We start from the raw sequence: 14,355 nt of genomic DNA, 5'->3' as shown, positions 1-14,355 counted from the left end.
TGTGGCAAGGGCTAATCAGAGCGGGGTGCCGATCAGCACGTTAGATGGTGCGCATTGCACGTGCACCGGATTGCCGACCTCCAGCCTGTGGCTGCGCAAGTGCAGCGGTTCGGCCAAGGCGCAAAGTGTCTGGCCGTTGGGCAGGGAAATGCGCACCTCGCTGGGACCGTCCTCGGCATCGAGGATGGCTTCGATGGTGCCGCGCAGGACATTGTGTCCGGGCGTTGCCGACTGATCGGCGCCGAGCAACTCAAGCCAGCCAGCCTTGATCAGCGCCATCACTTCGGTACCGACCTGCAATTCCAGATGCACGGTGCTGTCGTGGGTGATCTGTGCCTTCAGAGCAATGCCTTCGGCCAGTTCGAGGTGAATCAGATCATTGCGTCCCTGCGCCTGAATCGCTGCCACCGTGCCATGCAGTTGATTGCGCGCACTGGTCCTGAGCATCAGCCGCCCGAGAAGGTCGAGATCACTGGCGTCTTCCGCCGCTTCCAGCACCTGTGCCTGCAACGCCTGCAATTTCTGATACAGGCGCAGCACTCGCTCGCCCTCGCTGGACAATCTGGCGCCACCGCCACCCTTGCCGCCCACCACGCGCTCGACCAAGGGTTTCTGCGCCAGGTTGTTCAGCTCATCGATCGCATCCCACGCCGCCTTGTAACTGAGCCCCGCGCTCTTCGCCGCACGGGTGATCGAGCCTTGCTCGGCGATGTGTTGCAGCAGGGCAATGCGCTGCGGGCGGCGGACGATGTGCTGGGACAGCAGGGTGGGCAGGGACATGGCAGAACGCTTCTGGCTCGGGCGATGAAATGGACGTTGGCCACTTGCAACGCATGAGTCAAGCCTGACGCAAAGCCCCCTGTGGGAGCGAGCCTGCTCGCGAAAGCGGTTTGACCAACAACAGCTTTGTTGAATGTGATGCCCATTCGCGAGCAGGCTCGCTCCCACACGATATCTGTATTCGCTTCAGGTACCGGGTTTCGGCGTGCGGGCCAGGCAATACACATCGACCCGCGCCGCCCCTGCATTCATCAACAACCGCGCCAAAGCCTGAGCGGTTGCGCCAGTAGTCAGGACGTCGTCAACCAGCGCGAAATGGCGGCCACTGACCTGCGCGTCAGGCACCAGCGCAAAGGCATTGCGCAAATTGCGTTTGCGCGCCTTGGCGTCGAGATCCTGCTGGGCGTCGGTGTCCATGACTCGCCTTAGAAGCTGTTCTTCACAGGGCAGATCCAGAGAAACACTCAACCAGCGCGCGAGCATCGCCGCTTGATTGAATCCTCGCCGACGCAGTCGTTTATTCGCCAACGGCACCGGTAGCAACACATCAGGTCGCGGTAAGTCCTCGGCGAAGCGATGCTGCAGGTATTGGCCGAGAACGTCGGCGAGCAGGTGACCAAACGGCCATTTCGCGTTGTGTTTAAACCGTGTAATCAGACTGTCCACGGGGAAGCCATAAACCCAGGGCACGGCGACCTGTTCGAAGGCCGGAGGCTCTAGCAGGCATTCGCCGCAAGTCAGGCCATCCGCCGCCAGTGGCAAAGCGCAGCTCTGACAATGGCTGCCGAGCCAGGGCAGCTCGGTTTCACAGGCCTCGCACATTGGCATTTGTGCTTCTGCGGGCTCATCGCACAGCAAACAGGTCTGTACGATTTTTAAACAGATGTAAACCTGCTCCTTGTATTGCGGTTGACAGCGCATCGCTCTTCCTTAAATATGCCGAACATCCGTGTAGCGCCTGTGGGTATTCCGTTTCCCCCAGCGCCAGCCAAGCATAACCAAGGAATTGCCCATGAGCGCGAGCACCACCGCCACCCTGCGTCACGATTGGTCTCTGGCCGAAGTCAAAGCACTCTTCGTACAGCCATTCAACGACTTGCTGTTCCAGGCGCAAACGGTGCACCGCGCACATTTCAACGCCAACCGCGTGCAGGTCTCGACACTGCTGTCGATCAAGACCGGTGCCTGCCCGGAAGACTGCAAGTACTGCCCGCAGTCCGGGCACTACAACACCGGGCTGGAAAAAGAAAAACTGATGGAAGTGCAGAAGGTCCTCGAAGAGGCGGCCCGCGCGAAAGCCATTGGTTCGACGCGGTTCTGCATGGGCGCAGCGTGGAAACATCCATCCGCCAAAGACATGCCGTATGTGTTGAAGATGGTTGAAGGAGTAAAAGCCCTCGGCCTGGAAACCTGCATGACCCTCGGCCGTCTCGATCAGGAGCAGACCGAAGCGCTGGCCAAGGCCGGTCTCGATTACTACAACCACAACCTCGACACCTCGCCGGAGTTCTACGGCAGCATCATCACCACCCGTACTTACAGCGAACGTCTGCAGACGCTGGCCTATGTACGCGAGTCGGGAATGAAAATCTGCTCCGGCGGCATTCTTGGTATGGGCGAATCGCTGGACGATCGCGCCAATCTGCTGATCCAGTTGGCCAACCTGCCGGAGCACCCGGAGTCGGTGCCGATCAACATGCTGGTGAAAGTCGCCGGCACGCCGCTGGAAAACGCCGAAGACATCGACCCGTTCGACTTCATCCGCATGCTCGCCGTCGCGCGCATCCTCATGCCGCAATCCCACGTGCGCCTGTCCGCCGGTCGCGAAGCGATGAACGAGCAGATGCAGGCCCTGGCATTTTTCGCCGGCGCCAACTCGATTTTCTACGGCGACAAATTGCTCACCACCGCCAACCCGCAGGCGGACAAGGACATGCAGCTGTTCGCACGCCTCGGTATCCAGCCGGAGGCTCGCGAAGAGCACGCGGATGAAGTGCACCAAGCGGCGATCGAGCAGGCGCTGGTGGAGCAGAAGAGCAGCGAGCAGTTCTATAACGCTGCCATCTAAAAGCTGCACGGATTGCGCTGAAGGAATGCAAAACCCCTGTGGGAGCGAGCCTGCTCGCGAAAGCGGTTTGGCCGCGAATATCCATGTTGGATGTGACGCCCATTCGCGAGCAGGCTCGCTCCCACAGGGGATCTGTGTCATTTGAAAATCGAGGCCTGCATGTCATTCGATCTCGCCGCACGCCTTGCTGCCCGTCGTGCCGACAACCTTTATCGCCACCGCCCGCTGCTCGACTCGCCGCAAGGCCCGCAAGTCGTGGTTGACGGCCAGCCGCTGCTCGCTTTCTGCAACAACGACTATTTGGGCCTGGCCAATCATCCGCAGGTGATCGAAGCCTGGCGCGCCGGCGCTGAACGTTGGGGTGTCGGCGGTGGCGCGTCGCATCTGGTGATCGGCCACAGCAGCCCGCATCACGCGCTGGAAGAAGCGCTCGCCGATCTGACCGGGCGCCCACGCGCGCTGCTGTTCACCACCGGCTACATGGCCAACCTCGGCGCGGTCACTGCGCTGGTCGGGCCGGGCGATACGGTGCTCGAAGACCGGCTCAATCACGCTTCGTTGCTGGACGCGGGCCTGTTGTCCGGCGCGCGTTTCAATCGCTATCTGCACAACGACGCCGAAAGTCTGGTCAAGCGCCTGGAGAAAGCCACCGGCAACACGCTGGTGGTCACCGATGGCGTATTCAGCATGGACGGTGACATCGCCGACCTGCCGGCGCTGGCCCGCGCGGCCAAGGCCAAAGGCGCGTGGCTGATGGTCGACGATGCCCACGGCTTCGGCCCATTGGGCGCCAACGGTGGCGGCATCGTCGAGCATTACGGCCTGAGCCAGGACGACGTGCCGGTGCTGGTCGGCACCCTCGGCAAAGCCTTCGGCACCGCCGGGGCCTTTGTCGCTGGCAGCGAAGAGTTGATCGAAAGCCTGATCCAGTTCGCCCGCCCGTACATCTACACCACCAGCCAACCGCCGGCGCTGGCCTGCGCGACGCTGAAAAGCCTCGAGCTGTTGCGCAGCGAACACTGGCGCCGTGAGCATTTGCAGACACTGGTCCGCCAGTTCCGCCACGGCGCCGAGCAGATCGGGCTGGAGCTGATGGACAGCTTCACGCCGATCCAGCCGATCATGATCGGCGATGCCGGCCGCGCGGTGCGGCTCTCGCAAATGCTCCGCGAGCGCGGCTTGATGGTGACCGCGATCCGTCCACCGACCGTGCCGGCCGGCAGCGCGCGGTTGCGCGTCACGCTGACCGCCGCCCACAGCGAGGCGCAGGTGCAACAGTTGCTGGAAGGGTTGGCAGATTGTTTCGCCCGATTGTCGTTGGAGCCAAGCCATGCGTAATCGTCTGATCCTGCTGCCCGGCTGGGGCCTCGGCGTGTCGCCGCTGGAACCGCTGGCCGCAGCATTGCGCGGCCTCGACGAACATCTGCAAGTCGAGATCGAACCGCTGCCGGAGCTGGACTCCGCCGACCTTGAAGACTGGCTCGACGAACTCGATGCGCGCATTCCGCAGGAAGTCTGGCTCGGTGGCTGGTCTCTGGGCGGCATGCTCGCGTCTGAGTTGGCGGCACGACGCGGCGAGGCGTGCTGCGGGCTGCTGACGCTGGCCAGCAACCCTGCGTTTGTCGCCCATGAGCAGTGGCCGAACGCGATGCCTGGCGAGACGTTCGATGCGTTTCTTGCCGGTTGTCAGGCCGACCCGCGTACCACGCTCAAGCGCTTCGCTCTGCTATGTGCGCAAGGTTCACCAGACCCGCGCGGCTTGTCGCGCTTGCTGCTCGCTGGCGCGCCGGCCACCGCGCCGACCGCGCTGATGGCAGGGTTGGAGCTACTCGCGCAGCTGGATACACGCCAGGCGTTGCAGGGGTTTCGCGGCCCGCAGTTTCATCTGTTCGGCGGACAGGACGCGCTGGTTCCGGCGGAAGCGGCCGGCGCATTGTTCGCGCTGTTGCCGGATATCGAAATTGGTCTGATCGAACAGGCCAGCCATGCTTTTCTGCTGGAAGACCCGCATGGAGTCGCGGGCGCGATCCAGGCTTTTCTACATGAGTGCGCTGATGACTGATCTGTCCCTTGTGCTGCCTGAGGGCTTGCCCGACAAGCGCCAGGTGGCGGCGTCTTTTTCCCGCGCTGCGGCCAGTTACGACAGTGTCGCGGAGTTTCAGCGTGACGTCGGCACGCAGCTGCTTGAGCGTTTGCCTGGGAGTTTCATGCCGTCGCGGTGGCTCGATCTCGGTTGCGGCACCGGCTATTTCACTCGTGCGCTGGCCTCGCGTTTCACCCAGGGCAGCGGTGTCGCGCTGGACATTGCCGAAGGCATGCTTGATCACGCACGGCCGTTGGGTGGCGCTGAGCATTTCATTGCCGGCGATGCCGAAAGGCTGCCGTTGCAGGACGCGAGCTTCGATCTGATTTTCTCCAGCCTTGCAGTGCAATGGTGCGCCGACTTCGAGGCGGTGCTCAGCGAAGCCTTTCGCGTGCTTAAACCGGGGGGGATTTTTGCGTTTGCTAGTCTTTGTACAGGGACGCTGTTCGAGTTGCGTGAGAGTTGGCAGCAGGTCGACGGGCTGGTGCACGTCAATCGCTTCCGCGAGTTCGCCCGCTATGAACAGTTATGTGCCGGCAGTGGCATGCGCATTTTGGTGCTGGAGAATCAGCCGCACGTGTTGCATTACCCGGATGTGCGCAGCCTGACTCATGAGTTGAAAGCGTTGGGCGCACACAATCTGAATCCCGGGCGGCCGGGCGGTTTGACCGGACGGGCGCGGATTCTCGGGCTGATCGACGCGTATGAGCGGTTCCGTCAGGCGTCGGGGCTGCCGGCAACGTATCAGGTGGTATACGCCGTGTTGGAGAAACCTCTATGAGCGCAGCCTATTTCGTCACCGGTACCGACACCGATGTCGGCAAAACCACCGTTGCTGCCGGATTGCTCCATGCGGCGCGGTCGGCAGGCTTGAGCACGGCGGCGGGCAAACCGGTGGCATCGGGTTGCGACGTCACGCCCAAAGGCTTGCGTAATTCTGATGCCTTGGCGCTGCTGGCCGAATGTTCGTTGCCGCTGACTTATCAACAGGTCAACCCGGTGGCGTTCGAGCCAGCGATCGCTCCGCATCTGGCGGCGCGCGAAGCAGGTGTAGCGCTGACGGTGCAATCGCTGCTGGCGCCGATGCGCGGGATTCTGGCGATGAACGCCGATTTCACCCTGATCGAAGGCGCGGGCGGCTGGCGTGTGCCGTTGGCCGATCAGGACAATCTCTCTGACCTGGCGATTGCACTGAAGCTGCCAGTGATTCTGGTGGTGGGCGTGAGGCTGGGGTGCATCAGTCATGCTTTGCTGACCGCCGAGGCCATTGCCCGCGATGGTCTGCAATTGGCGGGGTGGGTGGCGAATATCATCGATCCGAAAACTTCGCGGCTGGAGGAAAACCTCGCGACCCTGGCCGAGCGCATTCCCGCGCCATGCCTGGGCCGGGTGCCGAAACTCAAGGCGTTGAGCGCCGAAGCGGTCGCCGAGCATTTGCAACTGGATTTGCTCGACTAAGCTTTTGCCTATGAACAGGCACTGTGCCATTAGTGTTTTTGACGGGTGTTTTGCTGGCGCGTCTGCTTCAATGGCGAGCATTGATCCTTTGCAGGGATGAGAGTGACTATGGAAATCTCCGGCAACACAGCTTTTTATGCGGGACTGAGCTCGATTCAGTCCGGGCAGAACCGCGTCGATCAGGCTGCCAGCCAGATCGCCAACAACACTATCGAACGTTCGGTGACCAGCCAGTCGTCCGAAGTGCAGGTCAATCGCCTGCGCGGTGTGGATCGCGCACAAGAATCGGATCTGGCGAGCAATATCGTCGAGCTGTCGCAGGGCAAGATCCAGGCAGAGCTGGGTGTGAAGGTGGCCAAGGCATCCGACGAAGTGCTCGGGACGATCATCGATACTTTCGCCTGATTGAGTTTGTTGTAGACCCCGAAACGCCGCGCCCTGTCGCGGCGTTTTTCGTTTAAGTCCTTCTTGCTCAACTAATCTTTTTACAACGCCCGTGGCTTATATCAAGTCGCGGCGATTTGTCGTCTCCGGCATTTGGAGAGCGTGATGACGAACGGCAAAAGATCGATGCTTGACAAGATTTCGGCGTAAACGTATGTTTCAAACAACTGTTTGACCGTCACAACAATTCAACACGGTCGTTCATTCCCGGTTACATCAGCAGAGGTTTATCGCTATGCCTGACTACAAGGCCCCCTTGCGTGATATTCGCTTCGTTCGTGACGAACTGCTCGGCTACGAAGCGCACTATCAGAGCCTGCCAGCGTGCGCAGACGCCACGCCGGACATGGTTGACGCCATCCTCGAGGAAGGCGCCAAGTTTTGTGAGCAGGTACTGGCGCCGCTGAACCGCGTGGGCGACATCGAAGGCTGCACCTGGAGCGAGTCCGGCGTGAAAACCCCGACTGGCTTCAAAGAGGCGTACAAGCAATTCGTCGAAGGCGGCTGGCCAAGCCTGGCGCACGACGTTGAGCACGGCGGTCAGGGCCTGCCTGAGTCGCTGGGTCTGGCGGTGAGCGAAATGGTCGGCGAAGCCAACTGGTCGTGGGGCATGTACCCAGGTCTGTCGCACGGTGCGATGAATACCATCTCCGAGCACGGCACCCCAGAGCAGCAGGAAGCCTATCTGACCAAACTGGTCTCCGGCGAATGGACCGGCACCATGTGCCTGACCGAACCGCACTGCGGCACCGACCTGGGCATGCTGCGCACCAAGGCCGAGCCTCAGGCCGACGGTTCCTACAAAGTTTCCGGCACCAAGATCTTCATCTCGGCCGGTGAACACGACATGGCCGACAACATCGTCCACATCGTACTGGCGCGTCTGCCGGATGCTCCGGCTGGCACCAAAGGCATCTCGCTGTTCATCGTTCCAAAGTTCCTGCCAAACGCCGATGGCACCATTGGCGCGCGCAACGCAGTGAGCTGCGGTTCGCTGGAACACAAGATGGGCATCCACGGCAACGCCACTTGCGTGATGAACTTCGACGGCGCCACCGGTTACCTGATCGGCCCGGCGAACAAAGGTCTGAACTGCATGTTCACCTTTATGAACACCGCTCGCCTCGGTACCGCACTGCAAGGTCTGGCTCACGCTGAAATCGGCTTCCAGGGCGGTCTGAAATACGCTCGTGATCGCCTGCAAATGCGCTCGCTGACTGGCCCGAAAGCGCCGGACAAAGCCGCTGACCCGATCATCGTCCACCCTGACGTGCGCCGCATGCTGTTGACCATGAAGGCGTTCGCCGAAGGCAACCGCGCGATGGTCTACTTCACTGCGAAGCAGGTCGACATCGTCAAATACGGCGTCGATGAAGAAGAGAAGAAGAAGGCCGACGCACTGCTGGCGTTCATGACCCCGATCGCCAAAGCGTTCATGACCGAAGTCGGTTTCGAAGCCGCCAACCACGGCGTGCAGATCTACGGCGGCCACGGCTTCATCGCCGAGTGGGGCATGGAGCAGAACGTTCGCGACAGCCGCATTTCGATGCTGTACGAAGGCACCACCGGCATCCAGGCCCTCGACCTGCTCGGCCGCAAAGTGCTGATGACTCAAGGCGAGGCTCTGAAAGGCTTCACCAAGATCGTCCACAAGTTCTGCCAGACCAACGAAGGCAACGAAGCCGTCCAGGAATTCGTCGCGCCGCTGGCTGCACTGAATAAAGAGTGGGGCGAGCTGACCATGAAGGTCGGTATGGCTGCCATGAAAGATCGCGAAGAAGTCGGCGCGGCCTCCGTGGATTACCTGATGTACTCCGGTTATGCCTGCCTGGCCTACTTCTGGGCAGACATGGCACGTCTGGCTGCGGAAAAACTGGCTGCCGGCACCAGCGACGAGGCGTTCTACACCGCCAAGCTGCAAACCGCGCGCTTCTACTTCCAGCGCATCCTGCCGCGTACCCGTACGCACGTGGCCACTATGCTGTCGGGTGCTGGCAACCTGATGGACATGAAGGAAGAAGACTTCGCGCTGGGCTACTAAGCCTTAACGCAGTCTGACGAAAACCGCTGCTCCCGTTAGGGGGCAGCGGTTTTTTTGTTTGCGGATCGCTCAGATAGTCGAGCTTCCGGCCGTTACAGAGACCGTGTGTGATCTGGATCACATTGTATGGGCTTGGCCGCACTTTGCAGGCACAATGCCATCTCTTTGCTATGACGGGTCGGAGCTTACCCTTGCCGCGTTCTTCCGCTGTACGTTTCAGCCATTTCCTGCCATCACTGCTGTTATTGCTTGCGGGGCTGGCGGCTGCGTACGTCAAAGACCTCAGCGTATTCTTCACGTCGCTGTTCAACGTCCTGCCGACATTGGTTCTGCTCCTCGGTGGCGCGTATTGCGCGGTGTATCGACGTCAGCGCGAACTGTTTCTGATGCTCACGGTGTACATCGCCTACTTTCTGCTGGACACCCAGACCGACTTTTACCGCGATAACGGCAAGGTCCGCGAAGACGCTGCGGTGGTGTTTCATCTGGTCTGCCTGCTGCTGCCGTTGTTGTTCGGGCTGTTCGCGGCGTGGCAGGAGCGAACCCATCTGTTTCAGGACATGGTCGCGCGCTTTGCCGTGCTGCTGGCATTTGGCAGCGTGGCGCTGGGACTGGAGCAAAGTTACCCACAGGCGCTGCTGCTGTGGTTGTCGGAGATCCGCTGGCCGGCGCTGCATGGGGCATGGATGAGTCTCATCCAGTTGTCCTATCCGGTGTTCATCTCGGCCTTCCTGCTTCTGGCCTGGCAATACTGGCGCAACCCGCGCCCGTTGCACGCGGCGCAACTGGTTGGCTTGCTCGGTGTGTTCTGGATGCTGCCGAAGACCTTCATTCTGCCGTTCACCCTGAACATCATGTGCAGCCAGGTGATGCTGATGATCGCCGCCGCCGTTGCGCATGAGGCCTATCAAATGGCCTTCCGCGACGAGCTCACCGGCCTGCCGGGACGACGTGCGCTCAACGAACGTATGCAGCGCCTGGGGCGCAACTATGTGCTGGCGATGAGCGACGTCGATCACTTCAAGAAATTCAACGACACCCACGGCCACGATGTCGGTGATCAGGTGCTGCGGCTGGTCGCCAGCAAACTGTCGAAAATCAGCGGTGGCGGTAGGGCGTATCGCTACGGCGGTGAGGAATTTGCCTTGGTGTTCGCAGGCAAGACCCTTGAGGAGTGCATGCCGCACCTGGAAGTGATCCGTGAATCGATTGCGTCTTACAGCATTCAGCTACGCAACCAGGAAAACCGCCCGCAGGATGATCAGCAAGGTCGCCAGCGCCGTAGCGGTTCCGGGGCTTCGGCGGTGTCGGTGACGGTGAGCATCGGCGTCGCCGAACGTGTCGAGCAGCGCACCCCTGAAGAAGTGCTCAAGTCCGCCGACCAGGCGTTGTACAGCGCCAAGGGCGCGGGGCGTAACTGTGTCATGGCATTCGGGCAGAACCGCCGTGGCGCGGTGCGCATGGACGCTGCTGCGGGTTGAGTGATGACGGCGCATTCAGCGCCTGCACAGTGATTGCCGCGCGTGGTGGCCAGCAGTAGGTTGAACAAATCTGCTGACGGAGAAGCCACCATGCCCGAGTACAAAGCTCCCCTGCGCGACATGCGCTTTCTGATCGATCACGTCTTCGACTTCCATACCAACTACGCCACTCTCGGCGCGCATGACGCCAGCCCGGACATGATCAGCGCGATCCTCGAAGAAGGCGCGAAGTTCTGCGAGAACGTGCTGGCCCCGCTCAATCGCAGCGGCGACGAAGAGGGCTGCCATTTCGACAACGGCGTGGTGACAACGCCTACAGGCTTCAAGCAGGCCTTCGCACAATATGTCGAGGGCGGCTGGCATGGATTGGCGGCCGATCCGGCTTACGGTGGCCAAGGGTTGCCGAGTTCGCTGGGGCTGGTGATTAGCGAGATGGTCGGCTCCAGCAACACGTCCTGGGGCATGTACCCCGGCCTGACCCACGGCGCGATGTCGGCGATCCACGCCCACGGCACCGCCGAGCAGAAAGACACCTACCTGAGCAAACTCACCGCTGGCCAGTGGACCGGCACCATGTGCCTGACCGAAGCGCACTGCGGCACTGATCTGGGCATCATCAAGACTCGCGCGGTGCCCCGGGCCGACGGCAGCTACGCGATCACCGGCAGCAAGATTTTCATCTCCGCTGGTGAGCATGACCTGAGCGACAACATCATCCATCTGGTCCTGGCCAAGCTGCCGGACGCACCGGCCGGAACCAAGGGCATTTCCCTGTTTATCGTGCCCAAGTTTCTGCCCGATGCAGCAGGCGAAGCGGGTGAGCGCAACGGCGTTTCCTGTGGCTCGATCGAGCACAAGATGGGCATCAAGGCTTCTGCTACGTGCGTGCTGAATTTCGATGCCGCCACGGGTTACTTGATCGGCGAGCCGAACAAGGGCCTCAACTGCATGTTCACCATGATGAACCACGCGCGGCTTGGTACTGGCATGCAGGGTCTGTGTCTGGGCGAGGCGAGTTTTCAGGGTGCGATCAAGTACGCCAACGACCGCCTGCAGATGCGCGCGCTGACCGGCGCCAAGGCCCCGGAAAAACCTGCCGATCCGATCATCGTCCACCCCGATGTGCGGCGCATGTTGCTGACCATGAAAGCCTTCAACGAAGGCAACCGCGCGCTGACCTATTTCACCGCGCAGATGCTCGACGTCGCGCACCTGAGCAGCGACGCCGAGGCGCGTCAGGAGGCTGAAGACCTGTTGGCGTTCCTCACGCCGATCTGCAAGGCGTTCATGACCGACACCGGGCTGGAAGTGACCAATCACGGCATGCAAGTATTCGGCGGCCACGGCTTCATTCGTGAGTGGGGCATGGAGCAAATGGTGCGCGATTGCCGGATTGCGCCGATCTATGAGGGCACCAACGGCATTCAAGCGCTGGACCTGCTTGGGCGCAAGGTGCTGGGCAGTCAAGGCAAGCTGCTGCGGGGCTTTACCAAAATCGTCCACAAGTTCTGCGCAGCGAACGCCGACCACGCGCAATTGGGCAGCTTCGTCGCGCAACTCAACGGGCTCAACCAACAGTGGGGCGACCTGACCATGAAGGTCGGCATGGCGGCCATGAAGAACCCGGACGAAGTCGGCGCCGCATCGGTGGATTACCTGATGTACAGCGGATACATCATCCTGGGCTACCTGTGGCTGCGCATGGCGTTAGTTGCGCAGGCACAGTTGGAGGCGGGCGAGGGTGAGGCTGATTTCCTCAAGGGCAAACTGGCGACGTGCGAGTTCTACTTCAAGCGTTTGTTGCCGCGTACGGCTGCGCATCAGGCAGCGATCGAGGCGGGCAGTGATTGTTTGATGAATTTGCCGGCGCAGGCGTTTGCTTTGTAGGGCAGATCGAAAGATCGCGGCGATCTTTTTCCGGTGACTAAAAATAACAAATCAGTCACCGGTTGACCCTATGTGTCGCAAAAGTTGTTGAGGTACACTCGGGCTCAGAAAATATCATTCCACGAACCACCTGTTTAGATCTTGCGAGGTTTGCCATGGCTGACTACAAAGCGCCGCTGCGCGATATGCGCTTCGTCCTCAATGAAGTGTTCGAAGTCGCCAAACTCTGGGCCGAGCTGCCGGCGCTGGCCGAGACCGTCGACGCCGAAACCGTTGAAGCGATTCTCGAAGAGGCCGGCAAGGTCACCAGCAAAAGCATCGCGCCACTGAGCCGTGCCGCTGACGAGGAAGGTTGCCATTGGGCGGACGGTGCCGTCACCACGCCGGCCGGTTTCCCACATGCTTATCAGACTTATGCTGAAGGCGGTTGGGTCGGTGTTGGTGGCGATCCGGCCTACGGCGGCATGGGCATGCCCAAAGCCGTGTCGGCACAGGTCGAAGAAATGGTCAACTCCGCCAGCCTGGCGTTCGGTCTGTATCCGATGCTGACCGCCGGCGCCTGCCTGTCGATCAATGCCCACGCCAGTGAAGAACTGAAAGCTGCGTACCTGCCGAACATGTACGCCGGCATCTGGGCCGGTTCCATGTGCCTGACCGAGCCGCACGCCGGCACCGACCTGGGCATCATCCGCACCAAAGCCGAACCTCAGGCCGACGGTTCCTACAAGGTCAGCGGCACCAAGATCTTCATCACTGGCGGCGAGCACGACCTCACCGAGAACATCATTCATCTGGTACTGGCCAAGCTGCCGGACGCGCCGGCCGGTCCAAAAGGCATTTCGCTGTTCCTGGTGCCAAAGTTCATGGTCAATGCCGACGGCAGCCTCGGTGCGCGTAACCCGGCCAACTGCGGTTCGATCGAGCACAAGATGGGCATCCAGGCTTCGGCGACCTGCGTGATGAACTTCGACGAAGCCGTCGGCTATCTGGTCGGCGAGCCGAACAAAGGCCTGGCCGCGATGTTCACCATGATGAACTACGAGCGCCTGGGTGTTGGTATTCAAGGCCTGGCCACGGGCGAGCGCTCTTATCAGAACGCTGTTGAATATGCGCGCGATCGTCTGCAGAGCCGTTCGCCGACCGGCGCGCAGAACAAGGACAGAGTCGCTGACCCGATCATCGTCCACCCGGACGTGCGACGCATGCTGCTGACCATGAAAGCCTCGAACGAAGGCGGCCGTGCGTTCTCCACGTACGTGGCGATGCAACTGGACACCGCCAAGTTCAGCGAAGATGCGACCACCCGCAAGCGCGCGGAAGATCTGGTGGCGTTGCTGACGCCGGTGGCGAAAGCCTTCCTGACCGACCTGGGTCTGGAAACCACCGTCCACGGCCAGCAGATTTTCGGCGGCCACGGCTACATCCGCGAGTGGGGCCAGGAACAACTGGTGCGTGACGTGCGCATCACCCAGATCTACGAAGGCACCAACGGCATTCAGGCGCTGGATCTGGTCGGGCGCAAGATCGTTGGCAGTGGCGGCGCGTTCTACCAGTTGTTCGCTGACGAGATCCGTCATTTCACCGCAACCGCCAGCGCCGATCTGGGCGAGTTCACCAAACCGCTGAACGGTGCCGTCGACACCCTCGACGAGTTGACCGCGTGGCTGCTGGACCGGGCGAAAAACAATCCGAACGAAATCGGCGCGGCCTCGGTCGAATATTTGCAAGCGTTCGGCTACACCGCTTACGCCTACATGTGGGCGTTGATGGCCAAAGCCGCGCTGGGCAAGGAAGCGCAGGAGGATTTCTATGCGAGCAAGCTGGGCACCGCGCGCTTCTATTTCGCCCGCCTGCTGCCGCGTATCCACTCGTTGAGCGCGTCGGTCAAGGCCGGTAGCGAGTCGCTGTTCCTGCTGGATGCGGCACAGTTTTGATCCTGTAGACGTCATGTAAGCATTTGCTTACGTGACGTGCTGCTGTTCTCCCATATCCGTATATTGGATCCACGGCTAATCTACATTTCATGGACGTCGCGCAGGAAGCGCAAAGTAAACAACACGGACACGTAGGATTCTGCCAGGGTGGCGGAGTGAAATGGATGTCAGGGAAACAG

General features: G+C 61.0%; 12 protein-coding genes. 10 read left to right on the top strand and 2 right to left on the bottom strand.

Annotated features, from left to right (window positions below; all coding sequences use genetic code 11):
* Positions 1-15 precede the first annotated feature (15 nt).
* Positions 16-780, bottom strand: a complete 765-nt coding sequence (locus AB4N85_RS19270; RefSeq protein WP_236167666.1) for a TOBE domain-containing protein — start codon at positions 778-780, stop codon at positions 16-18.
* A 186-nt stretch (positions 781-966) separates the two neighbouring features.
* Positions 967-1,701, bottom strand: coding sequence for a ComF family protein (locus AB4N85_RS19265; protein ID WP_236167665.1), 735 nt, complete (start codon positions 1,699-1,701; stop codon positions 967-969).
* A 91-nt stretch (positions 1,702-1,792) separates the two neighbouring features.
* Here AB4N85_RS19265 and bioB point away from each other — a divergent pair, with 91 nt between their 5' ends.
* The 10 genes from bioB to AB4N85_RS19215 all read left to right on the top strand — a co-directional run bounded on the left by bioB (position 1,793) and on the right by AB4N85_RS19215 (position 14,176).
* A complete protein-coding gene (gene bioB, locus AB4N85_RS19260) occupies positions 1,793-2,848 on the top strand; it encodes a biotin synthase BioB (protein WP_056786610.1) in 1,056 nt (351 codons plus the stop codon).
* A gap of 159 nt (positions 2,849-3,007) precedes the next feature.
* The gene (bioF, locus tag AB4N85_RS19255) at positions 3,008-4,186 is read left to right on the top strand and encodes an 8-amino-7-oxononanoate synthase (RefSeq protein ID WP_236167664.1); all 1,179 of its coding nucleotides are present in this window, start codon (positions 3,008-3,010) and stop codon (positions 4,184-4,186) included.
* Positions 4,179-4,910, top strand: a complete 732-nt coding sequence (locus AB4N85_RS19250) for an alpha/beta fold hydrolase (protein ID WP_236167663.1) — start codon at positions 4,179-4,181, stop codon at positions 4,908-4,910. The genes bioF and AB4N85_RS19250 overlap by 8 nt, the downstream gene beginning before the upstream one ends.
* Complete coding sequence (gene bioC / locus AB4N85_RS19245; RefSeq protein WP_150743548.1) at positions 4,903-5,712, top strand: malonyl-ACP O-methyltransferase BioC; 810 nt, start codon at positions 4,903-4,905, stop codon at positions 5,710-5,712. Before AB4N85_RS19250 ends, bioC begins: the two co-directional genes overlap by 8 nt.
* Positions 5,709-6,389, top strand: coding sequence for a dethiobiotin synthase (gene bioD, locus AB4N85_RS19240; RefSeq protein WP_041476721.1), 681 nt, complete (start codon positions 5,709-5,711; stop codon positions 6,387-6,389). The genes bioC and bioD overlap by 4 nt, the downstream gene beginning before the upstream one ends.
* A 108-nt stretch (positions 6,390-6,497) precedes the next feature.
* Positions 6,498-6,794 (top strand): hypothetical protein, encoded by a 297-nt coding sequence (locus AB4N85_RS19235; RefSeq protein ID WP_016772865.1) that lies wholly within the window; start codon positions 6,498-6,500, stop codon positions 6,792-6,794.
* Positions 6,795-7,068: 274 nt separating this feature from the next.
* The gene (locus AB4N85_RS19230) at positions 7,069-8,874 is read left to right on the top strand and encodes a phenylacyl-CoA dehydrogenase (protein WP_024014564.1); all 1,806 of its coding nucleotides are present in this window, start codon (positions 7,069-7,071) and stop codon (positions 8,872-8,874) included.
* 191 nt (positions 8,875-9,065) lie between these two features.
* Positions 9,066-10,355 carry a GGDEF domain-containing protein gene (locus AB4N85_RS19225; protein WP_039757672.1) on the top strand — a complete coding sequence of 430 codons (1,290 nt, stop codon included), beginning with the start codon at positions 9,066-9,068 and terminating at the stop codon, positions 10,353-10,355.
* A 90-nt stretch (positions 10,356-10,445) separates the two neighbouring features.
* Positions 10,446-12,242 carry an acyl-CoA dehydrogenase C-terminal domain-containing protein gene (locus AB4N85_RS19220; RefSeq protein WP_150636813.1) on the top strand — a complete coding sequence of 599 codons (1,797 nt, stop codon included), beginning with the start codon at positions 10,446-10,448 and terminating at the stop codon, positions 12,240-12,242.
* A 155-nt stretch (positions 12,243-12,397) separates the two neighbouring features.
* Positions 12,398-14,176: an acyl-CoA dehydrogenase C-terminal domain-containing protein gene (locus tag AB4N85_RS19215; RefSeq protein WP_252868391.1), complete on the top strand. Its 1,779-nt coding sequence runs from the start codon at positions 12,398-12,400 to the stop codon at positions 14,174-14,176.
* Positions 14,177-14,355 lie beyond the last annotated feature (179 nt).

This window comes from Pseudomonas sp. H1_G08, from assembly GCF_054681355.1.
This window is presented reverse-complemented; position numbering and strand designations above follow the sequence as displayed.